Here is a 26972-nt window from a genome sequence, read left to right as displayed (position 1 = left end):
TGGAGATTTTCCCATAATGTAATTGAGGTGATGAGGCGTTGGAGGCTTTGTACTATTATTGGTCTATATGGTTCGTTTGGATTATGGTGACATTTATCATGGAAAAAAGTTTGTGGCGCAGCGTGCTAGGTATCTGTGTACTTGTCCATATTATATCAAGTCATTTCATGATATTCGTTTTAGATATGAGCATGAATGCGGGATTCTTGATGACTTTTTTATATGCATGTGCCGCTTTCGTCATATTCAGGCCTGGTTATCGATTCATGAGGATTATGCAATTGGGCTCGATGGTGAGCGCGTATGCCTTTTTTATGATGTTTGCATTATATGACCCTGTTTGGTTCACGATAATAAAGGTGGATTGGGTCGTATTTGCCTTGCTGATCTTAATGTGTATGACATATGGACAGCCGTTAACGGAAAGAATCACCCTATGGATGATGTCAGTATGTCTCGGCGAAGCCCTTTATGCGCTGACGATTCACCGCCTCACATCATCAATTGTCATAGGGGATCTCTCTTTTCTTTCCTTCGTTGTGCAAGGAGCGGTCTTCCTATTAGGTGTCGATCAGCTTGAAAAGCTCTTCAACGCCCGTTCATCAAGAAAATCAGTAAAAGGGGCTGCAAAATCAACATGACAGACTATACGTTTCCTGTGATTATTGGTGTCATCTTTGGGATGGCGGCCAGACTTTACATGTTAAGAACCGATTACCGGCAATACCCTACGTATATTCATGGACAAGTGATTCACATTGCGCTTGGTTTTATTGCGTCAGGATTAGGTGCGATCATTATGCCTGCACTGATTCAGGAGGAATTTACGGCGATTACCTTTCTCACTTTGGCAGCCACGCAATTTCGCGATGTCAGAAATATGGAAAGAAATACGTTAACCCAAATGGATTCGTACGAGCTTGTCTCACGAGGCAGTACATATATAGAAGGCATTGCCATTGCCTTTGAAAGTCGAAATTATATTGCGATTCTCACTGCACTTATTACAACGACAGCCTGTATTTTCTTCTCGCTTGTTGTTGGAACAGTGGTCGGTATTCTTTGTTTTTTCATGGCAAAGCTATTAATGTCAGGCAGTCAATTAAAGGATATCGTCAATATTCAAAAAGGGGAACTTCGCTTTGATGGGGCAGGGCTTTATGTGAATGATATATACATTATGAATATCGGGCTGCCTGAAAAGCAAAAGCTCATATTAGAGCATGGGATGGGCTTTATTTTGACGCCGAAAAATTTCAACTCTGCTACAACGATTGCCAACCTTGGACAGCGGCAAGCCATTTTATTTGATTTATCGAACGTGCTTGGCGTGTATCGCGATTCTGGGGAACCATCGCTCTGTCCGCTCGCAAAACGTGATCTGAATAACGGCACACTTGGCGTGTTCATTTTACCGCAATGGTATCGTGAAGATTTGGCTGTCCGTGTATTAGAAGAGGTGCCTATTTTAGAAAATGCCATTCGAATGCCGACAGATTTCATAAAAAAGAAAGTGAGGTAATAGGGCATGGCGAACACCATTGAACAATTTATATTGGCTGTGGCGACAACAAATAAAGAGCGGGTCATTGGCGGAACAGCCGTTTTTTTCTGTGAAAATAAAGAAGAACTCGACATGTATGCCATGAATTTAGAGGCCATTTTAGATGGAATTGCACACGGCATTGGAGAAGATCTTTACTTGATTGTCAAACATTTTTAAGTTATTCATTGTGGTCTGATTAAAAATTGATATAATATATAAGTTGAACCCTTCATGTTTGAAGGGTTTATTTCATAAAACTGAATGAAAATTTTAAATCCCGGTTGAAACATGATGATGAACATATTGAATCGCGGCTGGATTGAAAGGAAGGGTACTATGGGTAAACCTGTCGTAGCCATTGTTGGAAGGCCCAACGTTGGAAAATCTACAATTTTTAATCGAATCGCAGGCGAAAGAATATCGATTGTAGAAGACACACCTGGTGTAACAAGAGATCGAATCTATAGCTCTGCTGAATGGTTAAATTATGACTTTAATTTAATAGATACTGGTGGAATTGATATTGGAGATGAGCCATTCTTGGCGCAAATTCGCCATCAGGCAGAAATCGCAATGGACGAAGCGGATGTCATTATCTTTATGGTAAATGGCCGAGATGGCGTGACATCTGCGGATGAAGAAGTCGCAAAAATTTTATATCGCACGAAAAAGCCAGTCGTACTTGCTGTCAATAAACTGGACAACCCTGAAATGAGAAGCGACGTGTATGACTTTTATGCGCTCGGATTTGGCGAGCCGTTTCCGATTTCTGGAACGCACGGATTAGGTCTTGGTGATCTGCTTGATGCAGTTGCAGAACATTTTAAAAATTTACCGGATACGCAATATGATGAAGAAGTTGTTCAGTTCTGCTTAATTGGCCGCCCGAATGTAGGGAAATCTTCATTAGTGAATGCCATGCTGGGAGAAGACCGCGTCATTGTCAGCAACATCGCTGGTACAACAAGAGATGCTGTCGATACGATGTTTACGTACAATCAGCGTGACTTTGTCATTGTTGATACAGCAGGTATGAGGAAAAAAGGGAAAGTATATGAAACAACAGAGAAATACAGTGTGCTTCGTGCATTAAAAGCCATTGATCGCTCTGATGTTGTCGCTGTTGTACTTGACGGCGAGGAAGGCATTATTGAGCAGGATAAACGAATTGCGGGCTATGCACACGAAGCTGGTAAAGCTGTAGTCATCATTGTGAACAAATGGGATGCTGTTGAAAAAGATGAGCGTACGATGAAGGAATTCGAGCAAAACATCCGTGAGCATTTTCAATTCCTTGATTATGCACCTGTCTTGTTTATGTCTGCTCTTACGAAAAAGAGAATTCATACATTAATGCCGTCGATTATCACAGCGAGCGAAAACCATGCAATGCGCGTTCAAACCAATATTTTAAATGATATCATCATGGATGCGGTGGCGATGAATCCAACGCCGACCCATAACGGACAGCGCCTCAAAATTTACTATGCAACACAGGTGGCTATTAAGCCTCCGTCCTTCGTTGTGTTTGTAAACGATCCAGAGCTTATGCACTTTTCTTATGAGCGTTTCCTAGAAAACCGCATTCGAGATGCATTTGGTTTCGAAGGAACACCGATTAAAATATTTGCGAGAGCGAGAAAATAAAAAGGGTGAGCAGGATGAAGAAAATTTCCGTACTTGGAGCAGGCAGCTGGGGAACAGCTCTTGCGCTTGTATTAGCTGATAATCATCATGATGTACACATGTGGGGACATAGACAAGAGCTCATTGATCAAATCAATGAGAAACATGAAAATCATGATTACTTGCCAAATGTCGAACTGCCAGCGTCTATTCAGGCGACAACCAATATGAAGCAGGCGTTAGAGGGGACAGAGGCGATTATTGTCGCTGTGCCAACAAAGGCCATTCGTGAGGTATTGAAGCAGGCAAATGAGCTGATTTCTTCGAAGGTGCCGTTTGTCCATGTCAGTAAGGGAATCGAACCAGATACACTTCTTAGAATTTCTCAAATGATTGAACAAGAAGTCCCATCTGAGAAAAGAGAAGCTGTCGTTGTCCTATCAGGGCCAAGTCATGCAGAAGAAGTAGGTCTGCGTCATCCGACAACTGTCACTGTCTCGTCAGAAAATATTGAAGCAGCTCAATTTGTTCAAGATTTGTTCATGAACAATCATTTTAGAGTGTACACCAACCCTGATGTGATTGGGGTAGAGATTGGCGGCGCATTGAAAAATATCATTGCTCTTGCGGCTGGTATCACAGACGGACTTGGATATGGTGACAATGCAAAAGCGGCGCTTATCACTAGAGGACTTGCTGAAATCGCACGTCTTGGCACAAAAATGGGAGGGAATCCCCTTACATTTGCAGGATTAACAGGTGTTGGCGATTTGATTGTGACATGTACAAGTGTTCATTCACGTAACTGGCGCTGCGGGAATTTACTCGGTAAAGGATATAAGCTCGAAGAAGTGCTTGAAAAAATGGGGATGGTTGTCGAAGGCGTCCGCACAACAAAAGGCGCTTATCAGCTTTCTAAAGAATACAAGGTCAGCATGCCGATTACAGAGGCTCTTTACGGCGTCCTGTTTGAAGGAAAAAAGGTTGACGATGCTGTAGAATCTTTAATGGCACGTGTGAAAACACATGAGATGGAAGACCTTGTGAACATGTTTGAAAACCAAACAAAATAAATGGAAAGACTGAACTTAGGCATGTAGAGGATGCAAGAAGGGGAAGACTTGCATAACATAGCAATGAAGTTTGAATAGAGCTTTGCCTCTACAGAATGAGGAAAATAGTCGATCCAATGACTGAAGCAGAGTCCCCCTCTTTGCTTCAGTTTTTTTATGCGCTTTTTTCTGAATGATTGGAAAAATGATTGGTATTTACCTTATTTTTGGTTTAAAATGAAATATAAACGCTTACAATTCGTTCGTTTTAAAGGGGGACAGGCACGATGAGTTTTGCTTTAATCAAGATGTGGTTTGCGCTTGGTTCAATGGGGCTCATGTTTTTAGCCGTAGTAACCATTTATTTCAGCAGGTTTAAGCTGAAAAGCAAATTTCTTAAAATAACGGCCTCAACCGTCGCATACAGCTTGATGCTGATATCAGGTATCATTGTGTTTTTAGTTGTCTTTAGCGGGCCGGTCAATGAATAAAGAAAAGGAAGAATGTGATGATCAAAGCAAAAGTCAGTGTCACGCTGTTAGCACTTATGTTATTAACAGGATGTCTGTATCCAGAAAATCGCAAAGCTGAAAACCGGGTGCCATACGAAGAGCAGCTGCAAAGTGTCCAGACAGCGATTGAGGAATTTCAAAAAGCAACAAATGGTCTTCTGCCTATAGAAACGAAAGAAGCAGACACGCCGGTTTATCAGAAATATGTCATCGACTTTAAGCGCTTGTCACCAAGATATTTACACGATGTACCGTCTACATCTTATGAAGGCGGGGGCGAATATATTTATGTCCTCACAGACGTCGAAAAGAAACCAACTGTGAAACTGCTTGATGTCAAAATGACGCAAACCATCAATGAATTACGTCTTAGGATCAAGATGTATCAAGATGAACATACATATCCGCCATACGGCAAAGTCGTATCAGACAATTTATATACGTTAAATGAAAAAAAATTAGGATTAAAATCGCCGCCTGCGGTCATGAGTCCTGTGACAGGGAATTCCCTCCCATTACTGATTTCATCAAACGGTGAAATCTATGTGGACTATCGCAGTGATTTTGCTCATATTTTGAAGAATACGAAGCAAAAGCTGAAACCAGGTGAAAACATTCAAGATGTATATTGGCAGGAAACTCCATTTGTACCCGCGTTTTCTGTCCCATATACCATCAACAAAAAAGGTGAGCCTGCCTTTTTAGAAAAAAAGACGTCATAAACAAGAATGAACCTTTTTCCTCTGCATATAAATGAGGAGAAAGGTTTTTTTATGGCTAAACATACTCTCAAAACAAAAAGGTGTCATATTCAAATAGGACAACGTCATACACATATATTGTCCAGACACCTTTCAAGCACAGTTTGATTGAAGAATAGAGTATTTAATTTGAAAACGAGGATAGCAAGTCCGGGAGGGGATCACTTGGAAAAAGTCGATATTTTCAAGGATATCGCTGAACGAACAGGAGGCGATATATATTTAGGAGTCGTTGGCGCTGTTCGTACAGGGAAATCTACGTTTATTAAAAAGTTTATGGAGCTCGTGGTGCTCCCGAATATCAATAATGAGGCAGATCGTGCAAGAGCACAGGATGAATTGCCGCAAAGCGCAGCAGGAAAAACCATTATGACCACAGAGCCAAAATTTGTACCGAATCAAGCAGCATCTATTCACGTGAGTGACGGTCTTGATGTCAACATCAGGCTTGTCGATTGTGTGGGATACACTGTCCCTGGTGCGCGCGGGTATGAAGATGAAAATGGCCCAAGAATGATCAATACGCCGTGGTATGAAGAGCCAATCCCGTTTCATGAAGCAGCGGAAATTGGTACACGCAAGGTCATTCAAGAGCATTCAACAATAGGTGTAGTGATTACAACAGATGGTTCCATTGGAGAAATCCCAAGACATGATTATATTGAATCTGAAGAACGTGTGATTGATGAACTCAAAGAGGTTGGAAAGCCATTTATTATGGTCATCAACTCAGTGAGGCCATATCATCCTGAAACAGAAGCGCTCCGGCAGGAACTTAGCCAAAAGTATGATATTCCAGTACTCGCCATGAGCGTAGAAAGTATGAGAGAGCAAGACGTACTCAGTGTACTTCGTGAAGCATTATATGAATTCCCAGTTCTAGAGGTGAATGTGAACCTGCCAAGTTGGGTGATGGTGCTGAAAGAAGATCACTGGCTGAGAGAGAGCTATCAGGATTCAGTGAAGGAAACCGTAAAGGATATTAAAAGATTAAGAGATGTCGACCGTGTCGTTGGTCAATTCAGTGAATTTGATTTTATCGAAAGAGCGGGTTTAGCAGGAATTGAAATGGGTCAAGGGATTGCTGAGATTGACCTGTATGCGCCAGATGATCTATATGATCATATTTTAAAAGAAGTCGTTGGTGTAGAAATTAGAGGGAAAGACCATCTACTTGAGCTCATGCAAGATTTTGCTCATGCTAAGACAGAATATGATCAAGTATCAGACGCATTAAAAATGGTGAAGCAGACTGGTTACGGGATTGCAGCGCCAGCGTTGTCAGATATGAGTTTAGATGAGCCAGAAATCATTAGGCAGGGATCAAGATTCGGCGTAAGGTTAAAAGCGGTAGCGCCATCTATTCACATGATCAAAGTAGATGTAGAGAGCGAATTTGCACCGATTATCGGAACAGAAAAACAAAGTGAAGAGCTCGTCCGCTACTTAATGCAAGACTTTGAAGATGATCCACTTTCGATCTGGAATTCAGATATATTTGGCCGCTCCCTCAGCTCCCTTGTCAGAGAAGGCATTCAAGCAAAGCTGTCTCTCATGCCGGAAAACGCAAGATATAAGCTGAAGGAAACACTTGAAAGAATCATCAACGAAGGTTCAGGTGGTTTGATTGCGATTATTTTATAGCAAGTGAGACCTCTCATTGATAGGGGTCTTTTTTTGCGTATTGAATGAGTCATAAAAAGACAATTGTATAAAGATTAGTCAGATTCAGGTTGAAATTAGGAATATTCGTTCGCAAAAGTGCCCTTAATCCTTGACGAATAAGGATTCTACCCTTTAAAATGCTTGATATGGTATTTCATATGTGTTAATCTACTTACAGAAAATCTTCACTTTGTTGGACAAACATTCCTTCAAAGAGATGTTTTCTAATGAAAAGCCATGTATAACGCTTTCTAGACGCTCTTTTTTTCTGAAAAAGGGTATAGAAAGAAGATGAATTGTGAAGAAATGATAACAATCTATTGAATGCATATTTTTGGGAGGAGGTGAAAGGCATGAACAAGACAGAACTTATTAACGCGGTTGCTGAAGCAAGCGAGTTATCTAAAAAAGACGCGACAAAAGCAGTTGATTCTGTTTTTGATACAATTTTAGATGCACTTAAAAATGGTGACAAAATCCAACTTATTGGTTTTGGTAACTTTGAAGTACGTGAGCGTTCAGCTCGTAAAGGACGTAACCCACAAACTGGTGCAGAGATCGAAATCCCTGCAAGCAAAGTACCTGCTTTCAAACCAGGTAAAGCACTTAAAGACGCGGTGGCAGGTAAATAATCGTTATGTGTAATGATCCTGTGAAGGAGTTATACATATACAGTTTCACACTGGTCTAGAAAAGCCCCTTTCATAAGGGGCTTTTCCTTTTGAATCAAAAGGTTCGTTTAGAACGCTCTCCTTTGCTTTTAGGATCTGAAGTGTGCTAGAATCTGAATGAAATGTAATCGCCTTTGGAGGATATAATACATGAGTGAAATAAATAAAGAATTAATCGAACACGCAGTACGCGATATATTAAAAGCAATCGGAGAAGATCCAGATCGTGAAGGACTTCTCGATACCCCAAAACGAGTCGCAAAAATGTATGAAGAAGTGTTTTCAGGATTAAATGAAGATCCAAAAGAACATTTTAAAACCATTTTTGGCGAAGACCACGAAGAACTCGTCCTTGTAAAAGATATTGCTTTCCATTCAATGTGTGAACACCACCTCGTGCCTTTCTACGGGAAAGCCCACGTTGCTTATATTCCGCGCGGCGGAAAAGTAACGGGACTTAGCAAGCTGGCAAGAGCAGTCGAAGCCGTGGCAAAACGCCCGCAGCTTCAGGAACGCATTACATCAACTATTGCAGATAGTATGGTGGAAACACTTAATCCGCATGGCGTGATGATTGTCGTTGAAGCAGAGCATATGTGTATGACGATGCGCGGAGTGAAAAAGCCAGGCGCTAAAACAGTGACCTCAGCAGTACGCGGCACGTTTGCAAATGATGCAGCCGCAAGAGCAGAAGTGCTTTCCTTTATTAAAAACGACTAATTCAATAGATGGACGGTGAACAAAATGAGTGAAAATAAAGCATCTGATTTTGTGGTGATTAAAGCCATTGATAATGGTGTAAACGTCATCGGCCTAACAAGAGGCTCTGATACAAGATTTCACCATTCTGAGAAGCTCGATAAAGGTGAAGTGATCATTGCACAATTTACTGAGCATACATCAGCGATCAAAGTAAGAGGCGATGCTGTCATTCAAACAAGCTTCGGTGAAATTCAAAGCGAAGCAAAGAAATAAAGAACTTGTATGCACTTGATAGCATAAAAGTGAGAGCTGATATGGTATAATAAATCTCTATACAATGTGCAGGTCTACATATGAAACTGTAATTTTTGGGACAAGGGTGATATCTTTGCAAGACATCTACGGAATTTTATCTAATCTAAATATAAAATTAAATAAAAAGCTTTCTCATCCTTATTTGGCGAAGCATTTACGCGCGCCACTCATCGATGAAGATAAGCTCCTTCTTTTTCATGCAATGTTTGATGAAGCTCAAATTGATGCAGAGAAAAAAGAAAATTATATTTTAACGGCGATGCTTGTGCAAATTGCCCTTGATACCCATGACGAAGTCACAACTGCTGCAGCCATCAAGCAAGACGAATTCAAAAATCGTCAGCTGACCATCCTGGCAGGAGACTATTTCAGCGGTCTCTATTATTCTCTTCTCTCTGACATGAAAGACATTTATATGATCCGCACGCTCGCTACGGCGATCAAAGAGATCAATGAACATAAAATTAGACTGTATGACCGGTCCATACAAGATGCAGCGCACTTTTACAAAAGTGTAGCTACAGTTGAATCTGCGCTTTTCCAAAGGATTTCTGAGCATTTTCAATTAACGCATTGGAATGAGATTGCAAGTCGTTTTCTTGTTTATAAACGTTTCATGAAACAAGCAGAAAATGACAAACATTTAAAACTTTTTTTGAACGATAGTTATACGGACGCCTATTCATGTTTTGACAACTTTGAGAATGAAGGCTATGAAAAGGCCAAACGGCCGATCAAGGAGCATCTTGTTTCATCTCCGGTCGTTCAAAAAGAGCTATTAAATCGCTTGGATCATATGAAAAATGAGCCTGCGTACCATCAGAAAGTGGAAGAAGGGTAAGTCATGCAGCAATCAAAAGAACAGCGAGTACACGGTGTGTTTGAAAAAATTTACAAAAACTATGATCAAATGAACTCTGTCATCAGCTTTAAACAGCATAAAAAATGGCGTGATAAAACAATGAAGCTCATGAATGTGCAAAAAGGCTCTAAAGCATTAGATGTATGCTGCGGGACAGCCGATTGGACAATTGCGCTTGCAGATGCTGTTGGCGAAAAAGGCGAGGTCAAAGGCCTTGATTTCAGTAAAAACATGCTAAGTGTTGGAGAAACGAAGGTGAAGACTGGGGGCTACAAACAGATTGAATTGCTTCACGGCAATGCGATGGAGCTTCCTTTTGAGGACAACTCATTTGATTATGTCACCATCGGTTTTGGACTTCGAAACGTCCCTGATTATTTAACGGTGCTAAAGGAAATGACACGAGTAGTGAAGCCCGGCGGAATGGTTGTTTGTCTTGAGACATCACAGCCTGAGATGATCGGCTTTAAGCAGGGCTATTACATCTACTTCAAATACATTATGCCGCTCTTTGGTAAACTGTTTGCCAAAAGTTATCAGGAGTATTCATGGCTTCAAGAATCAGCCAAAACATTCCCTGGCATGAAAGAGCTGGCGGCTCTGTTTGAAGAGGCCGGATTGTCTGATGTCTCGTATCATCCATTTACAGGCGGTGTAGCAGCAACACATATCGGAAAGAAGCTTTGAATAAACGATATTTGGGTGAAGATAATGAAACTAAAAGCAATGATCTCTTTTTTAAATCATGATATTGATATAATTGAAAAAGAGCTTGAACAAACAGTTCGCTCTGATTATGCATTATTAAGTGAAGCAGGTCTTCATTTGCTGCAAGCGGGCGGAAAACGAATCCGCCCCGTTTTTGTTCTCCTTTCAGGCATGTTTGGTGACTATGACATTAATAAAATAAAGTATGTTGCCGTTGCCCTCGAGCTAATTCATATGGCATCACTCGTTCACGATGATGTGATTGATGATGCAGAGCTGAGAAGAGGTAAACCAACGATAAAGGCAAAATGGGATAACAGAATTGCCATGTACACAGGGGATTATATGTTTGCGAGATCACTTGAATACATGACAAAAATCAATCACCCAATGGCACATGAAATTTTGTCAAAAATGGTCGTTGAGCTCTGTCTTGGTGAAATAGAGCAAGTGAAAGATAAATATAATATGGAACAGAACCTGCGTACATATTTAAGAAGAATCAAACGAAAAACAGCCTTGCTTATTGCTGGCAGCTGTCAATTAGGCGCTATTGCAGCAGGTACAGATGAAAAAACACATAAAGCCCTCTATTGGTTTGGATACTATGTCGGCATGTCTTATCAGATCATTGATGATGTCCTTGATTTCACATCAACAGAAGAAGAGCTGGGCAAGCCTGTTGGAGGAGATCTTTTACAAGGAAATGTCACACTCCCAGTTTTATATGCACTGAAAAATCCGACACTAGAAGGTCAATTGAAGCTGATCAATAGTGAAACGACGGAGAAGCAGCTGAAGCCTGTCATTGAAAGCCTCAAACAAACAGATGCGATCGACCGCTCGATTCGAGTGAGTGAAATGTATTTGAAAAAAGCTTTTGAACAGCTCGACAAACTTCCTCGAGGACGAGCGAGAACGTCACTCGCCTCCATTGCAAAATATATTGGGAAACGAAAATTCTAATCAACGTTATGTTGATTGGTTTTTTTGTGAAATTTTTTGTCAAAAATTGATTATTATAAAAAAAAATGATACGATCACTTTGTAACAATGTAAGCCTATACATACATAACGACGGGGTGGAAAACGTATATGGACAAAACATTTCTTATGGTCAAACCTGATGGTGTGGAAAGACAATTAATCGGTGACATTGTGTCAAGATTCGAAAAAAAGGGGCTTCAGCTTGTTGGTGCAAAACTAATGAGTATTCCAAAGGAAGTAGCAGAAACACATTACGGAGAGCATAAAGAAAAACCATTTTTCGGAGAATTGGTTGACTTTATTACGTCAGGACCTGTATTTGCAATGGTATGGCAAGGTGAACAGGTAGTAGACGTAACAAGACAAATTATCGGCAAAACAAATCCAAAGGAAGCGCTTCCAGGGACAATAAGAGGAGACTATGGATTGACTGTTGGGAAAAACATTATTCATGGGTCAGACTCACCAGAAAGTGCTGAAAGAGAAATTAACTTATTCTTCAAACAAGAAGAACTCACAAGCTGGGATCAAACCATCTCAAGCTGGATTTATTAAGGTTCAAGCCAAGGTGTTCATTCAATGAGCACTTTGGCTTTTTTTATATTGAACTTTCTACACGAAATTTCGTATGAGAAGATACAAATTTTCGATAAAAACAGCTATACTAGGACAAAGATAGATGAGACAGGAGAGGACATTGATGGATCCATATCAAGTATTTGTTGGAAAATGGAAAAAACTAACCGGGGTTGATCTGAATTTATATAAAGAAGCACAAATGAAACGAAGATTAACATCACTTTATGATAAAAAAGGATTTAAAGATTTCGAAGCATTCGCGGCCGCGCTTGAAAAGGACAGAGCACTATTAGATGAGACGATGGACCGCATGACAATTAATGTGTCAGAATTTTACCGAAACTATCAGCGCTGGGAAGTACTTGATCAAAAAATCCTGCCGCTGCTTTCGAAAAATGGCGGCACCTTAAAGATTTGGAGCGCAGCATGTTCGACAGGAGAAGAGCCATATACACTCTCTATGCTGCTGTCAAGCCATCCTCTTGTGAAAGATTTTCAAATTATTGCAACTGACATTGATGATAAAGTTCTGCAGTCAGCTCAAAAAGGCAGATATCATGAACGCTCTCTGCAAGAGGTACCAGATCATATCAAGCAAAAGTATTTCACAAAAGAAGATTCCTCATTTTACACTGTGAAAAATGAGGTTCGAAAGCATATTCAATTTAAGAAGCACAATCTTTTAGCTGATCCATATGAAAAACAGCTTGACCTTATCGTTTGCCGAAATGTACTGATTTATTTTACTGAAGAGGCGAAAGAAGAAATTTACTTGAAAATGAGCAGTAGTTTAAAACAAAATGGCGTATTATTTGTTGGTTCTACAGAGCAAATTTTTCACCCAGAAAAGTTTGGACTGACATCTGCTGATACTTTCTTTTATCAAAAGAAGGGTATGTAGCTGACTTTTTAGTAGCAAGTGTGTTATTATATTTTTACTTAAAAGCGTTAATGCGATGAAGGGAGATTAAGTCAATGAGGTACTTAACAGCAGGTGAATCACATGGTCCACAATTAACCACAATTATTGAAGGAGTTCCAGCAGGACTTTACATAGAGCAGGATGACATCAATTATGAATTGGCTAGAAGACAAAAGGGTCATGGCCGAGGAAGAAGAATGCAGATCGAAAAAGACCAGGCAAAAGTGTTAAGTGGCGTTCGCCACGGGAGAACATTAGGTTCGCCAATCGCTCTTGTTGTTGAAAATAACGACTGGAAGCACTGGACAAAGGTGATGGGGGCAGAGCCGATCACAGAAGAAGAAGAAAGTGAAATGAAGCGTCAAATCTCTCGTCCAAGACCAGGACATGCGGATTTAAATGGTGCGATTAAATACGGACACCGTGATATGAGAAACGTATTAGAGCGCTCGTCAGCCCGCGAGACAACTGTTCGCGTAGCAGCAGGCGCAGTTGCCAAACAAATCTTGGCGCATCTAGGGATTAAAGTAGCTGGCCACGTTCTTGAAATTGGCGGAGTGAAAGCAGCTCATACAGCATATGAGTCTATTGAAGATTTGCAAAAGGTAACAGAAGAATCACCTGTTCGATGCTATGACAGTGAAGCAGGTCAGAAAATGATGGATGCAATTGATGAAGCGAAGAAAAACGGCGATTCAATTGGCGGAATTGTTGAAGTCATCGTTGAAGGAATGCCGGTTGGGGTGGGCAGCTATGTTCATTACGACCGTAAATTGGACAGCAAGCTTGCAGGCGCTGTACTTAGTATCAACGCTTTTAAAGGGGTTGAATTCGGTATTGGCTTCGAGGCAGCCTCTAAAAATGGCAGTGAGGTCCATGATGAAATCATCTGGGATGAAGAAAAGGGCTATACGAGAAAAACAAACCGCCTAGGTGGTCTTGAAGGCGGAATGTCAACTGGTATGCCAATTGTCGTAAGAGGGGTTATGAAACCAATCCCAACGCTTTATAAGCCGCTTCAAAGCGTTGACATTGAAACAAAAGAACCTTTCTCAGCAAGTATTGAACGTTCTGACAGCTGCGCTGTTCCTGCCGCAAGTGTTGTTGCAGAAGCAGTCGTGGCATGGGAAATTGCCAATGCAGTTGTGGAGCAGTTTGGCCTTGACCAAATCGACCGCATTAAAGAAAATGTTGAAAAAATGCGCCAGCTTCAGAGGGAATTTTAATGAAAACACTGGAAGTTAAGACGTCTTTAGCCACTTATCCTGTATTTATCGGTGATGGGATTAAACGCAATATCGTCGACTTGATAACTTCCACTGGGCATTCCTATACGAAGCTCTTAATCGTCACAGATACAGCTGTTGATGCCATTTATGGTGATGAAATGGTTCGCTTACTTCAAGAGAAGTGGCCTGTGAACAAAGTGGTTGTGCCAAGCGGAGAGCAGTCAAAATCCTTTGCCGAATTTGAGCATATTCATACGAAAGCCATTCAATTTCAGCTTGATCGTTCCTCCTGCATCATTGCGCTGGGAGGCGGCGTGATTGGAGATTTGGCTGGCTTTGCTGCTGCCACTTATATGAGAGGCATTGACTTTATCCAAATTCCGACGACGCTGCTGGCACATGATAGTGCAGTTGGTGGGAAAACAGGGATCAACCATCCGCTCGGTAAAAATTTAATCGGTGCGTTTCATCAGCCGAAAGCTGTGATCTATGATACTAGTATGCTTGAGACTCTATCTCAAATTGAACGAAGATCAGGCTTTGCAGAAGTCATCAAACATGCATTGATTTCTAGTGAAGACTTTTTATCAGAACTAATGTCCATTCGTTCTTTGCCGGATTTATCAAAGAGTGAGCTGGCACACATGCTGTATCAAGGTATTCAAGTCAAAGCGTCAATTGTTCAAGAAGATGAAAAAGAACAAGGCGTGCGTGCATTTTTGAATTTAGGCCATACACTGGGGCATGCCATCGAAGCAGAATACGGATACGGCGCCATCACGCACGGAGATGCCATTGCAATCGGCATGCAGTTTGCGCTGTATGTGAGCGAAAAGCAGCTGGGGCTCAGCCTTAATCGTTTGGAACTAAAAGAGTGGATGCAAGAGCTTGGATTCCCTGTACAAGTTACACCAGATATTTCAACGAAAACATTTGTTGACCGGATGATTGGTGATAAAAAAGCAAGAGGCGGCAGTGTTCAATTTGTTTTATTAAAACAGGTTGGAGACGTCACCTTACAGTCTTTCACAAAAGATGAGCTGCACTACTGGCTCGAAGAATGGAAACGGGAGGAGGGATGTCTATGATGTTTCGCGGGATACGTGGGGCTACAACTGTGATAGAAGATACAGAAACTGAAGTGTTAAACAAAACGAAACAGCTGTTAGAAGCGATTATTTCAAGAAACCAAGTAGATCCAGAACGTGTCGTGCAGATCTTGATTTCAGCTACACAAGATATTCACTCCGTTTTTCCGGCAAAAGCACTTCGTCAGTTTGAAGGCTGGACATATGTACCGGTTACTTGCATGCAGGAACTAGACATTGATGGCGGTTTAAAGCAATGTATTCGTGTCTTAATGACTGTCCAGACAGATACAAAGCAGGAAGACATACAGCATGTGTACTTGGAAGAAGCTGTGACGCTTCGCCCTGATTTACAGTTGACAAAAAACAAGGAATTATAATACGATATGAACAGCCGAAGTTTACACACAGGTGTAAACGGCATTGCAAGCTTAGAGAAGATGAGAATGAGACTAGGGTAGTTGAGATGAGTAGAGTTGAGCAGAGATACGATACTTCTATTTAATCATACTGCCTAAAAGAGCAACCCTCTTTTAGGCTTATTTCGTATACTCATACAAACCCTCTATATGTCCCCTCATTCTCCTTAATCCCATTTAAGGAGTGTGCTTATGAATTCCCAATCAAACCTGACCCAATTTTTAAAGGACAGTGAGTCCTACAAAACGATCCCAATTGTTGAAACCATTACAGTCGATACGCTCTCACCGATTCAAATTGTTGAAAAACTCAAACAAGATATTGTGTATTTGCTAGAAAGCAAAGATGAGTCTTCCAGCTGGTCGAGATATTCTTTCATTGGATTGCACCCGTTTTTAACCTTGCATGATGACCAAAACAAATACATTGCACGTGACGCTTCGGGGCAGGAAGTCATGCAAAAGCAAGAGCTGAAAGAACTGCTGGATTGGATGAAAGAGCAATATCAAATCAAAGCGCCAAATATTGATATCCCATTTACAGGTGGGGCAGTTGGGTACTTAAGCTACGATCTGATTCCAAACATTGAACCTTCTGTCAGGCCTCATCGAAACGCATCGCTGGCAGATAATTGCACATTATTTGTCTGCCAAACGATGATCGCCTTTGATCATGAAACGAATCATGTTCATTTTATCCAGTACACCCAGCTAACCGGACATGAAGCAGAAGACGAAAAAATACGCGCTTACAAAGAAAATCAAAAACAGCTTGAACAGATGATTCACAAGCTCCATTCAAAGACTGATATGAAAGAACTGATTTTAACAGGGAATATGAACGAGCCGCCATCCTTTGAACATGTGACGTCAACCTATGAAAAAGCGCAATTTTTAAAGGACGTAGAAAAAATCAAAGAATACATTCGAGCGGGTGACATTTTCCAAGGCGTCCTCTCGCAGCGATTTGATATCCCTGTATCAGTGAGTTCATTTGAGTTATACCGCGTGCTTCGGATTGTGAATCCATCTCCTTATATGTATTTTATGAAATTAAAAGACCGTGATTTAGTCGGCAGCTCGCCAGAACGATTAATCCATGCCAAAAACGGGCATCTAGAAATTCATCCTATTGCAGGCACAAGAAAACGAGGAAGAACAAGAGAAGAGGATGCTGAGCTAGCAAAAGAGCTGCTTGAAGATGAAAAGGAAAAAGCGGAGCATTACATGTTAGTGGATCTTGCCAGAAATGATGTAGGCCGTGTGGCAGAATACGGCAGTGTGTCCGTACCGACCTTTACAAAAGTAGTGAATTTTTCACATGTCATGCACATTATCTCCATTGTGACAGGAAAGCTAAAGCGGGATACACATCCAGTCGATGCGCTCATGTCCGCTTTCCCAGCAGGCACATTAACAGGTGCCCCGAAAATAAGAGCGATGCAATTATTAAATGAAATGGAGCCTGAGCCAAGGGAAACGTATGGCGGCTGTATTGCTTATATTGGATTCGATGGTAATATCGACTCCTGTATTACCATTCGTACGATGAGCGTCAAAAATCAGACCGCTTCTATACAAGCAGGCGCCGGCATTGTGGCTGATTCTGTCCCAGAAAACGAATGGGAAGAGACTTGCAACAAGGCAGGAGCACTTCTGAAAGCCATTCAGCTTGCGGAACATATTTTCTCAGAAAAGGAGAGTGTGCAGGATGAATCACCGACTATCAGCTCTTGTTAATGGAGGATTTCTATCAGAAAATGAAGCAAATAAACTCATGCATGATATGATGAGCGGCTTTTTAACAGATGCTGAAGTCGCTGCAAGTCTTTCCATTTTAGCGCATAGAGGAGAAACCGCTGAAGAAATGACGGGTTTTGTGAAAGCCATGCGGCAAAATGCGGCGCCAATGGAACGATCGCTTGATGTTGTTGATACTTGCGGCACAGGAGGCGATGGACTTTCCACCTTTAATATATCAACTGCCGCTGCCATTGTCGCTTCCGCTGCTGGAGCCAAAATCGCAAAACACGGAAACCGATCAGTTTCTTCTAAAAGCGGGAGTGCCGATGTACTAGAGTGTCTTGGGATTCACATTCAATCCACACCGGAAGAAACAAGAAGACAAATACAAGAGAAAAACATGGGCTTTTTATTTGCACCATTGTATCATTCATCTATGAAACAAGTAGCCGCAGTCCGTAAGCAGCTCGGCTTCCGGACGGTATTTAATCTATTAGGCCCGCTTTGCCATCCAATGCAAGCCAAAAAGCAAATCATCGGCGTCTACTCAAAGGAAAAGGCAAAATTAATGGCAAAAGCCCTTGCGCCATTAGAGCCAGAACATGTGCTGTTTGTTTGCGGAGAAGATGGGCTTGATGAATTAACGATTACAGCAAATTCATATGTGATTGAACTCAAAAAAGATGTCATGACAGAATATACACTCAATCCAGAAGACTTTGGGCTGCAAAAAGGATATTTATCAGATATTCAGGTCCAATCACCGGAAGAGAGCGCCAAATTGATTCAGAATATATTGAATCATCAAACAGTAGGGGCGCCGCTTCATATTACAGCCCTGAATGCTGGAGCGGCTTTATATGTCGCAGGGAAGTCAGAAAACCTCATGGCAGGAACATTAAAAGCGATTGAAACGATTAAAAACGGCGCAGCCAAAGAACAATTGGCTCGTTTAAAACAAAAAACGAGAGAGGAAGAGATCTATGCTTAATCAAATCATTGCCCGCAAAAAAGAACATGTCCAAACATTGCAGTTACCAGTAGATGAACACTTTGAAAGTCGATCATTTAAAGAAGCACTCATGAATCCTCATCGCTCAATTGGTCTAATTGCTGAGGTGAAAAAGGCGTCTCCTTCCAAAGGAATCATTCAACCAAATTTTGATCCTTTACAAACAGCAAAAGCTTACGAAAAATCCAACGCTGATTGCTTATCTGTTTTAACGGATGAACCATTCTTTCAAGGAAAAAACGAATACTTATCCCTCATTAAAAAACACGTAGATCGTCCAATTTTAAGAAAAGATTTCATCATTGACTCCATACAGGTAGAAGAGTCAAGACGTATAGGAGCAGATGCCATTTTATTAATTGGAGAAGTACTTGAGCCGCAAAAGCTGCACGAGCTCTATGCTGAAGCGAAAGAGAATGGACTTGATGTCCTTGTCGAAGTACATGCAGCAGATACACTGGAAAATATTTTAAAGTTGTTCACTCCTGAAATCATTGGAGTGAACAACCGGAATTTAAATACATTTACAACAACAGTTGAACAAACAAAAGAGATCGCCCCCCTCGTTCCAAAAGAGGTCTTACTAGTGAGTGAGAGCGGGATTCAAACATTTGATGATCTAACCTTTGTGAAGAATCATGGAGCGGGTGCAGTCCTTGTAGGAGAATCATTAATGAGAGAACAATCACAAGAAAAAGCCGTTCAGACATTGTTTGGAGAATGAACAGGATGAAGCCTTATGTAAAATATTGCGGGGCAGTATCACAAGAAGATGTGGAATGTATTGCGCAATCTCACGCAGATGCCATCGGATTTATTTTTGCTCCAAGTAAAAGACAAGTCCTTCCAGATCAAGTGAAACAATGGCTCACCCAAACAAAGTGTAAGAAAAAGATTGCCGGTGTATTTGTAAATGAAAAGATTCAAAGAGTGCGCGAGATCACAAAACAGATACCTTTAGATATCGTACAGCTTCATGGAGATGAAACGCAGGATGACGCAAAAGAAATCAAACAACAAACAGGGGCTGTCGTTTGGAAAGTGTTCCATCACGAGCCCGATGTAACAAGAACGCTTGAAAAAATGACGTCATTTGCGCCTGTTGTCGATGGCTTCCTCATTGATGCGAAAGTAAAAGGGATGAGAGGCGGCTCTGGAACAGCTTTTGCTTGGGAGGCAGTGCCTCTATACGTTAAACATGCAAAACGGCTGGAGAAGACTTGCGTAATTGCAGGCGGCATCACACCAGAAACGATAGTAGATCTGCTCGCCTATGGTCCAGAAGCGATCGATCTTTCAAGCGGAATAGAAGAAAACGGAAAGAAAAGCAGCGCTAAGATCGAAGCGCTCGAAGAAAGGATGTTAAATGATGTACGCATATCCAAATGAAATTGGCAGATACGGAGAATTCGGAGGGAAATTTGTCCCGGAAACGCTCATGCAGCCACTTGCAGAAATCGAGCAGGCATTTCGTGAATTAAAAGAAGATCCTGCTTTTCAAGCAGAATATGTATCACTACTTCGAAACTATTCAGGCAGACCAACTGCGCTTACATATGCTGACCAAATTTCAGCATACCTCGGCGGCGCAAAGATCTATTTAAAAAGAGAAGATTTAAACCACACAGGTGCTCATAAAATTAACAATGCGCTTGGGCAGGCCCTGCTTGCGAAAAAAATGGGGAAATCAAACATCATCGCGGAAACAGGCGCAGGTCAGCACGGAGTAGCTGCTGCAACGGTGGCCGCAAAGTTCGGGTTATCCTGCACGGTCTTTATGGGAAAAGAAGATGTGGAAAGACAATCACTCAATGTCTTCCGAATGAAACTGCTTGGCGCTGAAGTCATACCTGTCACAAGCGGAAATGGTACATTAAAAGATGCAACAAACGAAGCCATTCGCTATTGGGTTCAGCACTGCAGTGATCATTTTTATATGATCGGCTCCGTTGTTGGCCCTCATCCGTATCCTCAAATTGTTAGCGAGTTCCAGCGCATGATTGGTGATGAAGCAAAAGAGCAGTTGCTTGAAAAAGAAGGAAGACTTCCTCATAAAGTCATTGCCTGTGTTGGCGGCGGAAGTAATGCCATTGGAATGTACCGGGCATTCTTAGATGAAGAGGTAGATATCATTGGGGTAGAAGCTGCTGGAAAAGGAATCGATACGCCGCTCCATGCTGCAACCATCACGAAAGGAACCAAAGGTGTGATCCATGGGTCTTTGACCTATTTAATCCAAGACGAATTTGGCCAGATTATTGAGCCATATTCGATTTCCGCTGGTTTAGATTATCCGGGAATTGGACCAGAGCACGCCTATTTACATGCGAGCGGACGGGTTCAATATGTGAGTGCGACAGATGAAGAAGCACTAGATGCCCTAAAACTGCTGACTGAAAAAGAAGGAATACTTCCAGCAATTGAATCTGCACATGCGCTAGCCAAGGCGTTTGAGGTAAGCAAGACGATGAATGAAGATGAAATCGTTCTTGTCTGCCTGTCAGGAAGAGGCGATAAGGATGTGCATACATTAATGAACGTGCTTGAAAGTGAGGGGAAACAAAATGATTAGATTTCAATTAGAGCAAGATGAAAAATTATTCATCCCATTTATCACAGCAGGAGATCCGTCAGAAGACATCACGATTGATTTAGCTATCTCCCTTCAAGCAGCCGGTGCACATGCGATTGAACTCGGTGTTCCTTATTCGGATCCACTAGCGGACGGTCCTGTCATTCAAAGAGCCTCCAAAAGAGCTCTAAATCATGGCATGAATATCGTAAAAGCGATAGAATTAGCAGGGAAGATGAAAAAAAACGGTGTAAAAATTCCTGTAATTCTATTTACGTATTATAATCCTGTGTTACAATTAGACACAGAATACTTTTTCGCTTTACTGCGCAAAAATCATATTTCGGGACTCTTAACACCCGACTTGCCGTTTGAAGAGAGCAGCGAGCTGCAAAAGAACTGTCAAACCCATGACATTTCATATATTTCACTCGTTGCACCAACAAGCAAGGAACGATTAGTAAACATTGTAGAGCAGGCAGAAGGTTTTGTGTATTGTGTTTCATCTCTTGGTGTAACAGGTGTCAGACAATCCTTTGACGCGTCAATTACAGATTTTATTCAACAAGTGAAACAGCTGAGTCACATACCGGTTGCGGTCGGTTTTGGCATCTCAACAAGAGAGCAGGTAGACTCAATGAATAAACTGAGTGACGGCGTCGTTGTCGGCAGTGCACTTGTGAAAAAAATTGAAGAGCTTCAAGAACAATTGCTGGCAAGTGATACACGTCAAGAGGCTTTAAGAGAATTTGAAACATATGCAAAAACATTTAGTCCCCTCTATTCATTCAAATGAGGTGAAACATTTTGCAAATCAAAGATCAATTAAAACAGCTAAAACCGTATCAACCTGGGAAACCAATTGAAGAGGTCAAAAAAGAATATCAATTAGACAAAATTGTGAAATTGGCTTCAAATGAAAACCCTTTTGGATGTTCCGTACATGCAAGAGAGGCGATACAGGCCGAGCTCGAACATTTAGCGATTTATCCAGATGGATACAGCGCAAGTTTAAGAACGGAGCTGGCTGAATTTCTTCAAGTAAGTGAAAAGCAATTAATTTTCGGGAATGGCTCAGATGAACTTGTGCAAATTATTGCAAGAGCATTCCTTGATCAACATACAAATACCGTCATCCCATCTCCATCTTTTCCGCAATACCGTCACAATGCAGTGATTGAACATGCTGAAATTCGAGAAGTGCCTCTATTAGACGGAGGAGCTCACGATCTGAAGGGCATGCTGGATGCGATCGATGAAAACACGAAGGTTGTCTGGGTATGTAATCCAAATAACCCGACGGGAAATCATTTGTCAGAATCTGAGCTTGTGGCGTTTTTAGACGAAGTGCCGGCTCACGTGCTTGTTGTACTAGATGAAGCGTATGTTGAATACGTTCGTGCAGAAGATTTTCCAGACAGTTTATCTTTATTACAATCCTATCAAAATGTCATTGTACTTCGAACGTTTTCTAAAGCGTATGGACTTGCAGCACTTCGAGTAGGCTACGGGATTGCATCAGAAGAGCTGATTACTGACATTGAACCAGCGAGAGAGCCGTTTAATACTAGCCGTATCGCTCAGGCAGCTGCGCGTGCAGCGATAAAAGACCAAGACTTCATTCAATCATGCAGACAGAAAAATGAAGCAGGTCTCAAGCAATACCAAGATTTCGCTGAACGTTTTGGACTATATATCTATCCATCTCAAACAAACTTTGTGCTGATTGATTTTAAACGAGATGCAGATGAATTGTTCAATGCATTATTGAAAAAAGGTTACATTGTTCGTTCCGGTAAAGCACTTGGTTTTCCGACTTCTTTACGTATTACCGTCGGAACAAAAGAGCAAAATGCAGAAATTCTAAGTACACTTGCCGATTTACTGCAAGGCATTCGTGCGTAGCATAACCATAAAGTCATATCCTAATGCAGGATATGGCTTTCATTGTACCAACCTCCTATACATATAAGCTGTTGAAATAGGTTGTTTAATTTTCGCGAAAAATCAGGTGATGAATATGAACGATGCAAACGAAACAATATTAATCGCTGGACTCGGTTTAATCGGTGGGTCCATTGCACTCTCGATTAAAAAAGAGTATCCTCATAAAAAAATTGTAGGATTTGATGTTTCCAAAGAGCAAATGGTTGCTGCAACAAAGCTGGGAATTATTGATGCAACAGCTGATTCGTTTCTAGCGGGTTTAGAAGAATCTTCGACCATTATTTTGGCAACACCTGTCCAGCAAACAGTAAAGATGCTTAGTGATATTGCAGACTCTGGAATTGAAAGAGAGCTCACAATCACTGATGTCGGCAGCACAAAGCAAAAGGTCGTCCATTTTGCTGAAAAAGCGCTGCCTGAGCATTACCAATTTATTGGTGGCCATCCAATGGCAGGCTCTCATAAGTCAGGTGTTATTGCAGCAAAAGATTTTTTATTTGAAAATGCGTTCTACATTTTAACGCCTGCAAAGGAAACAAACCGTCAAGCTGTTGATCGGTTGATGGATTTGTTAAAGGGGACAAATGCTCATTTCATCGAGATGACACCAGAAGAACATGATGCTGTGACAAGTGTCATTAGCCATTTTCCTCATATTGTTGCAGCCAGCCTTGTGCATCAAGCGCATCATTTTGAAGAACAATTCCCACTTGTTAAACGGTTTGCTGCTGGAGGCTTTCGTGATATCACACGAATTGCTTCAAGTAATCCTGCAATGTGGCGGGATATCCTGCTGCACAATAAACATAAGATTTTAGACCGTTTTCATGAATGGAAAAAAGAGATTAACCGCATTGAGACCTTCGTACAGCAAGAAGATGCTGAAGGATTGTTCTCTTATTTTCAAGATGCAAAGGAATATCGTGATGGACTTCCTCTAAGGAAAAAAGGAGCTATTCCTTCTTTTTATGATCTGTATGTCGATGTTCCGGATCACCCTGGGGTCATTTCGGAGATTACAGGGCATCTAGCAAGTGAAAACATTAGTATTACAAATATCCGTATTATAGAGACGCGGGAAGACATTAATGGGATTTTACGCATTAGTTTTCAAACAGATGACGACCGCAAGCGTGCAGAAATCTGTATAAAAAATAGAGCGAATTACGATACATTTTATGCTGACTGAGGTGACAAACATGAAAATTCATAAAAATGCTCCTATGAATGGAGAAATTCATATCCCAGGTGATAAATCTATTTCACATAGATCAGTGATGTTTGGTGCAATTGCTGATGGAACCACAGTAGTGAAAAACTTTCTTCCTGGAGCTGATTGTTTAAGTACGATTGATTGCTTTAGAAAGATGGGCGTTGAAATTGAACAAAAAGGGACAGATGTTGTCATTCATGGTAAGGGACTTAAAGAGCTCAAGGAGCCGTCTGACATTCTCGATGTTGGCAACTCTGGTACAACCATTCGATTAATGATGGGAATATTAGCTGGTTGTGAGTTTCACAGTACACTAATTGGTGATGAGAGTATTGCCAAAAGACCAATGAAACGTGTGACGGGTCCGCTTAAACAACTAGGAGCCAAAATAGACGGCAGAGCAAATGGCGAGTATACACCCCTGTCTATTCGTGGCGGTCATTTAAAAGGTATAACCTATGAGTCTCCAGTGGCAAGTGCACAAATTAAGTCGGCTGTCCTTTTAGCTGGGCTGCAAGCAGAGGGCACAACGACATTAATTGAGCCACATAAATCAAGAGATCATACAGAAAGAATGCTCTCAATGTTTGGTGTAAAACTAGATGAAGATGAACAAAGTGTTTCCATTGAAGGCGGCCAAACATTAACAGCAACAGATATATTTGTTCCTGGAGACATTTCTTCAGCTGCATTTTTCCTTGTAGCTGGGTCAATCGTTCCGAATAGCCGGATTGTCTTAAAAAATGTCGGGCTAAACAAAACAAGAACAGGTATTATTGATGTACTGAAACTTATGGGAGCAAATCTTGAGATCAATGAAGTAGATGCAAAAGGCGGGGAACCGTACGGTGATTTAACCATTTCTACTTCATCATTAAAAGGGATTGAAATTTCTGGTAACATGATTTCAAGACTCATAGATGAAATCCCGATTATTGCGCTTCTTGCGACCCAAGCAGAAGGAACAACAATCATTAAAGATGCTGCTGAGTTAAAAGTAAAAGAAACCAATCGAATTGATACAGTCGTATCAGAACTTAAAAAACTCGGTGCTGATATTGAAGCAACAGATGATGGTATGAAGATTCATGGTAAAACTGCGCTTCAAGGCGGCGCAGTCGTCTCAAGCTACGGAGATCACCGTATCGGTATGATGCTGGGAATTGCCGCATGTGTGACACAGCAAGCAATTGAGATTGAAGATACAGAAGCTGTTCGTGTCTCATACCCGAATTTCTTTGAACACATTGAATATTTAACGAAAACAGTCTGAGGATGTCCTCAGGCTTTTTCTTTCCTTCTGCATATTTGTCAGAAATATAGCATAGCTTGTCTCAAGGTGAAACCTTGAAAAAAAACATTTTGTCCGATAAAAATAGTGTCTGCAGTTTACAAATCATCAGTTTCGTATAGGATGAAATGAAAAACAGTCTTTAAAACACAAAAATGGGTTCATTTTAAAAGAGCAACATATTTGCTGGATGTGCACCTGTCGATTATGATATGAAGTAACAATAGTTTAGGTTTTTGGAAACAGAAAGGAACGGTTTGATTTGAATAGTTCATTACAAGAAGCCATAAAATTAGTTGAGGCGGGTGAGACTGAAAAAGGACTCCAAACACTTGCTCAAGCAGAGAAGCATTTGCATGATGAAGAAAAGGCGCAAGCGGCTCAATTATATTATGATTGGGGAGATATCGATAAAGCACGGAATCTCATCAGTGATTTACATGATTTATATCCAGAGGAAACAGGTTTAACGTGTTTTTATGCAGAGCTGCTGATTGACTCTGATGAAGAAGAGAAGGCGATTGCAGTATTAGAAACGATTCCTGAAGATGATGATGCGTACCCAGAGAGTTTATTGTTAATGGCAGATTTGTATCAGATGCAAGGACTATTTGAAGTCAGTGAACAAAAACTTTTAAAAGCGAAAGAACTACTTCCGAATGAAGCCGTCATCGATTTTGCATTAGGTGAGTTGTATTTTTCTCAAGGTCTTTCAAAAAAAGCGGCTGATTTTTTCTACAAAGTGGCAGATCAACAGCATGAGGTTGGCGGTGTCAATGTGTATCAGCGGCTTGCTGAATCACTCAGTACAGCTGGAGAATTTGAGGATGCACTTGAATGGTACGAAAAGGCAGTAAAAGATCAAGCAGACCCGAACACTCTTTTTGGCTACGGATTTACAGCGATGAGGGCTGGCAGAACAAAAACAGCCATTCAGCAGCTTACAGAACTGAAAGATATTGATCCATCCTATTCGTCACTTTATATGCCTTTAGCGAAAAGTTATGAGGAAGAAGGACTATATCACGAGGCTTTAGAGGTAGTAAAAGAGGGTATTAAAGTTGATGAGTATAACAAAGAATTATATTTATATGGTGCCAAGATTGATTTGAAAAATGGGGATTCAGAAGATGCGAAAAAACTGCTTCAAGAAGCACTTGCTCTCGATCCGGGTTATATTGAAGCAGTTCAAACATTGCTGGCGATCTATTTAAATGAAGAGCTGTTTGATGAAATTCTAGATGTTATTAAAGAGGTTAAAAGCTTTGGGGAAGATGATCCAAAATGGAATTGGTATGCTGCATCTGCTTCTGTCGGGCGAGAAGAATACAAAGAAGCTGCCGAGTATTTCAAGCTTGCCCTGCCTGATTTTGATGAGGAACGTGACTTTTTATATGAATACGCTTCGTTCCTTTTAGAAGAGGGCAGACAAAAAGAAGCACTGCCGTTATTACGCAAAGTTCTAGAGAAAGATGGCACAAATGAAGAAATTGAAGAAACGATTTTAAGAATTGAAGACGAAATTTCCTTATAGTTTGCAGGAATGAAGA

At 41.1% G+C, this 26972-nt stretch carries 29 protein-coding genes; all 29 read left to right on the top strand.

Annotated features, from left to right (window positions below; all coding sequences use genetic code 11):
• Window positions 1–38 precede the first annotated feature (38 nt).
• The 29 genes from NSQ72_RS19330 (at window position 39) to NSQ72_RS10065 (ending at window position 26956) form a co-directional block, all read left to right on the top strand.
• Window positions 39–641 carry a YphA family membrane protein gene (locus NSQ72_RS19330; protein ID WP_445285744.1) on the top strand — a complete coding sequence of 201 codons (603 nt, stop codon included), beginning with the start codon at window positions 39–41 and terminating at the stop codon, window positions 639–641.
• On the top strand, window positions 638–1522 hold the full coding sequence (locus tag NSQ72_RS10200; protein WP_039179575.1) for a YIEGIA family protein: 885 nt from the start codon (window positions 638–640) through the stop codon (window positions 1520–1522). Before NSQ72_RS19330 ends, NSQ72_RS10200 begins: the two co-directional genes overlap by 4 nt.
• A gap of 6 nt (window positions 1523–1528) precedes the next feature.
• On the top strand, window positions 1529–1723 hold the full coding sequence (locus tag NSQ72_RS10195; RefSeq protein WP_008344527.1) for a capping complex subunit for YIEGIA: 195 nt from the start codon (window positions 1529–1531) through the stop codon (window positions 1721–1723).
• A gap of 159 nt (window positions 1724–1882) precedes the next feature.
• Window positions 1883–3193, top strand: a complete 1311-nt coding sequence (der, locus tag NSQ72_RS10190) for a ribosome biogenesis GTPase Der (RefSeq protein ID WP_041085918.1) — start codon at window positions 1883–1885, stop codon at window positions 3191–3193.
• Window positions 3194–3207: 14 nt separating this feature from the next.
• On the top strand, window positions 3208–4245 hold the full coding sequence (locus tag NSQ72_RS10185; RefSeq protein WP_058837961.1) for an NAD(P)H-dependent glycerol-3-phosphate dehydrogenase: 1038 nt from the start codon (window positions 3208–3210) through the stop codon (window positions 4243–4245).
• 266 nt (window positions 4246–4511) lie between these two features.
• Window positions 4512–4715 carry a DUF2768 domain-containing protein gene (locus NSQ72_RS10180; protein WP_034280421.1) on the top strand — a complete coding sequence of 68 codons (204 nt, stop codon included), beginning with the start codon at window positions 4512–4514 and terminating at the stop codon, window positions 4713–4715.
• A 17-nt stretch (window positions 4716–4732) separates the two neighbouring features.
• Window positions 4733–5458, top strand: a complete 726-nt coding sequence (locus NSQ72_RS10175; RefSeq protein WP_341083971.1) for a hypothetical protein — start codon at window positions 4733–4735, stop codon at window positions 5456–5458.
• A 204-nt stretch (window positions 5459–5662) separates the two neighbouring features.
• On the top strand, window positions 5663–7141 hold the full coding sequence (gene spoIVA / locus NSQ72_RS10170) for a stage IV sporulation protein A (protein ID WP_008344534.1): 1479 nt from the start codon (window positions 5663–5665) through the stop codon (window positions 7139–7141).
• Between the two features lie 374 nt (window positions 7142–7515).
• Window positions 7516–7794 carry a non-specific DNA-binding protein Hbs gene (gene hbs / locus NSQ72_RS10165; protein ID WP_003215863.1) on the top strand — a complete coding sequence of 93 codons (279 nt, stop codon included), beginning with the start codon at window positions 7516–7518 and terminating at the stop codon, window positions 7792–7794.
• 189 nt (window positions 7795–7983) lie between these two features.
• Entirely contained in the window at window positions 7984–8553 is a 570-nt protein-coding gene (folE, locus tag NSQ72_RS10160) for a GTP cyclohydrolase I FolE (protein WP_003215789.1), read from the top strand.
• Window positions 8554–8577: 24 nt separating this feature from the next.
• Entirely contained in the window at window positions 8578–8808 is a 231-nt protein-coding gene (gene mtrB, locus NSQ72_RS10155) for a trp RNA-binding attenuation protein MtrB (protein ID WP_008344541.1), read from the top strand.
• A gap of 115 nt (window positions 8809–8923) precedes the next feature.
• Window positions 8924–9691 carry a heptaprenyl diphosphate synthase component 1 gene (locus NSQ72_RS10150; protein WP_041085908.1) on the top strand — a complete coding sequence of 256 codons (768 nt, stop codon included), beginning with the start codon at window positions 8924–8926 and terminating at the stop codon, window positions 9689–9691.
• 3 nt (window positions 9692–9694) lie between these two features.
• The gene (locus tag NSQ72_RS10145) at window positions 9695–10399 is read left to right on the top strand and encodes a demethylmenaquinone methyltransferase (protein ID WP_024422810.1); all 705 of its coding nucleotides are present in this window, start codon (window positions 9695–9697) and stop codon (window positions 10397–10399) included.
• A gap of 24 nt (window positions 10400–10423) precedes the next feature.
• Complete coding sequence (gene hepT, locus NSQ72_RS10140) at window positions 10424–11386, top strand: heptaprenyl diphosphate synthase component II (RefSeq protein WP_041085904.1); 963 nt, start codon at window positions 10424–10426, stop codon at window positions 11384–11386.
• Window positions 11387–11515: 129 nt separating this feature from the next.
• Window positions 11516–11962 carry a nucleoside-diphosphate kinase gene (ndk, locus tag NSQ72_RS10135; RefSeq protein WP_024422808.1) on the top strand — a complete coding sequence of 149 codons (447 nt, stop codon included), beginning with the start codon at window positions 11516–11518 and terminating at the stop codon, window positions 11960–11962.
• A gap of 145 nt (window positions 11963–12107) precedes the next feature.
• Entirely contained in the window at window positions 12108–12887 is a 780-nt protein-coding gene (locus tag NSQ72_RS10130; RefSeq protein ID WP_039179563.1) for a CheR family methyltransferase, read from the top strand.
• A gap of 74 nt (window positions 12888–12961) precedes the next feature.
• Window positions 12962–14134, top strand: a complete 1173-nt coding sequence (gene aroC / locus NSQ72_RS10125) for a chorismate synthase (protein ID WP_024422806.1) — start codon at window positions 12962–12964, stop codon at window positions 14132–14134.
• Window positions 14134–15225 carry a 3-dehydroquinate synthase gene (gene aroB / locus NSQ72_RS10120; protein ID WP_341083970.1) on the top strand — a complete coding sequence of 364 codons (1092 nt, stop codon included), beginning with the start codon at window positions 14134–14136 and terminating at the stop codon, window positions 15223–15225. Before aroC ends, aroB begins: the two co-directional genes overlap by 1 nt.
• A complete protein-coding gene (gene aroH, locus NSQ72_RS10115) occupies window positions 15222–15605 on the top strand; it encodes a chorismate mutase (RefSeq protein WP_024422804.1) in 384 nt (127 codons plus the stop codon). The genes aroB and aroH overlap by 4 nt, the downstream gene beginning before the upstream one ends.
• Window positions 15606–15836: 231 nt before the next feature.
• Window positions 15837–17384 carry an anthranilate synthase component I gene (gene trpE / locus NSQ72_RS10110; protein ID WP_064497534.1) on the top strand — a complete coding sequence of 516 codons (1548 nt, stop codon included), beginning with the start codon at window positions 15837–15839 and terminating at the stop codon, window positions 17382–17384.
• Window positions 17356–18378, top strand: a complete 1023-nt coding sequence (trpD, locus tag NSQ72_RS10105; protein ID WP_341083969.1) for an anthranilate phosphoribosyltransferase — start codon at window positions 17356–17358, stop codon at window positions 18376–18378. Before trpE ends, trpD begins: the two co-directional genes overlap by 29 nt.
• Window positions 18371–19123, top strand: a complete 753-nt coding sequence (trpC, locus tag NSQ72_RS10100) for an indole-3-glycerol phosphate synthase TrpC (protein ID WP_064497532.1) — start codon at window positions 18371–18373, stop codon at window positions 19121–19123. The genes trpD and trpC overlap by 8 nt, the downstream gene beginning before the upstream one ends.
• Entirely contained in the window at window positions 19120–19788 is a 669-nt protein-coding gene (locus NSQ72_RS10095; protein ID WP_341083966.1) for a phosphoribosylanthranilate isomerase, read from the top strand. Before trpC ends, NSQ72_RS10095 begins: the two co-directional genes overlap by 4 nt.
• Window positions 19769–20971 carry a tryptophan synthase subunit beta gene (gene trpB / locus NSQ72_RS10090; protein WP_047203218.1) on the top strand — a complete coding sequence of 401 codons (1203 nt, stop codon included), beginning with the start codon at window positions 19769–19771 and terminating at the stop codon, window positions 20969–20971. The genes NSQ72_RS10095 and trpB overlap by 20 nt, the downstream gene beginning before the upstream one ends.
• Window positions 20964–21767 (top strand): tryptophan synthase subunit alpha, encoded by an 804-nt coding sequence (gene trpA / locus NSQ72_RS10085; protein ID WP_047203219.1) that lies wholly within the window; start codon window positions 20964–20966, stop codon window positions 21765–21767. Before trpB ends, trpA begins: the two co-directional genes overlap by 8 nt.
• A gap of 11 nt (window positions 21768–21778) precedes the next feature.
• Window positions 21779–22876 carry a histidinol-phosphate transaminase gene (gene hisC / locus NSQ72_RS10080; protein WP_341083965.1) on the top strand — a complete coding sequence of 366 codons (1098 nt, stop codon included), beginning with the start codon at window positions 21779–21781 and terminating at the stop codon, window positions 22874–22876.
• A 115-nt stretch (window positions 22877–22991) separates the two neighbouring features.
• Window positions 22992–24107 carry a prephenate dehydrogenase gene (locus tag NSQ72_RS10075; protein ID WP_144490274.1) on the top strand — a complete coding sequence of 372 codons (1116 nt, stop codon included), beginning with the start codon at window positions 22992–22994 and terminating at the stop codon, window positions 24105–24107.
• Window positions 24108–24117: 10 nt separating this feature from the next.
• On the top strand, window positions 24118–25404 hold the full coding sequence (aroA, locus tag NSQ72_RS10070; RefSeq protein ID WP_341083964.1) for a 3-phosphoshikimate 1-carboxyvinyltransferase: 1287 nt from the start codon (window positions 24118–24120) through the stop codon (window positions 25402–25404).
• 280 nt (window positions 25405–25684) lie between these two features.
• Window positions 25685–26956 carry a tetratricopeptide repeat protein gene (locus NSQ72_RS10065; protein ID WP_330545254.1) on the top strand — a complete coding sequence of 424 codons (1272 nt, stop codon included), beginning with the start codon at window positions 25685–25687 and terminating at the stop codon, window positions 26954–26956.
• Window positions 26957–26972: the final 16 nt, after the last annotated feature.

It is taken from the genome of Bacillus sp. FSL R5-0659 (assembly GCF_038008785.1).
Taxonomy (GTDB): domain Bacteria; phylum Bacillota; class Bacilli; order Bacillales; family Bacillaceae; genus Bacillus; species Bacillus safensis.
The sequence above is the reverse complement of the archived record's forward strand: the minus strand, read 5'-3'. Positions and strand labels throughout refer to the sequence as shown.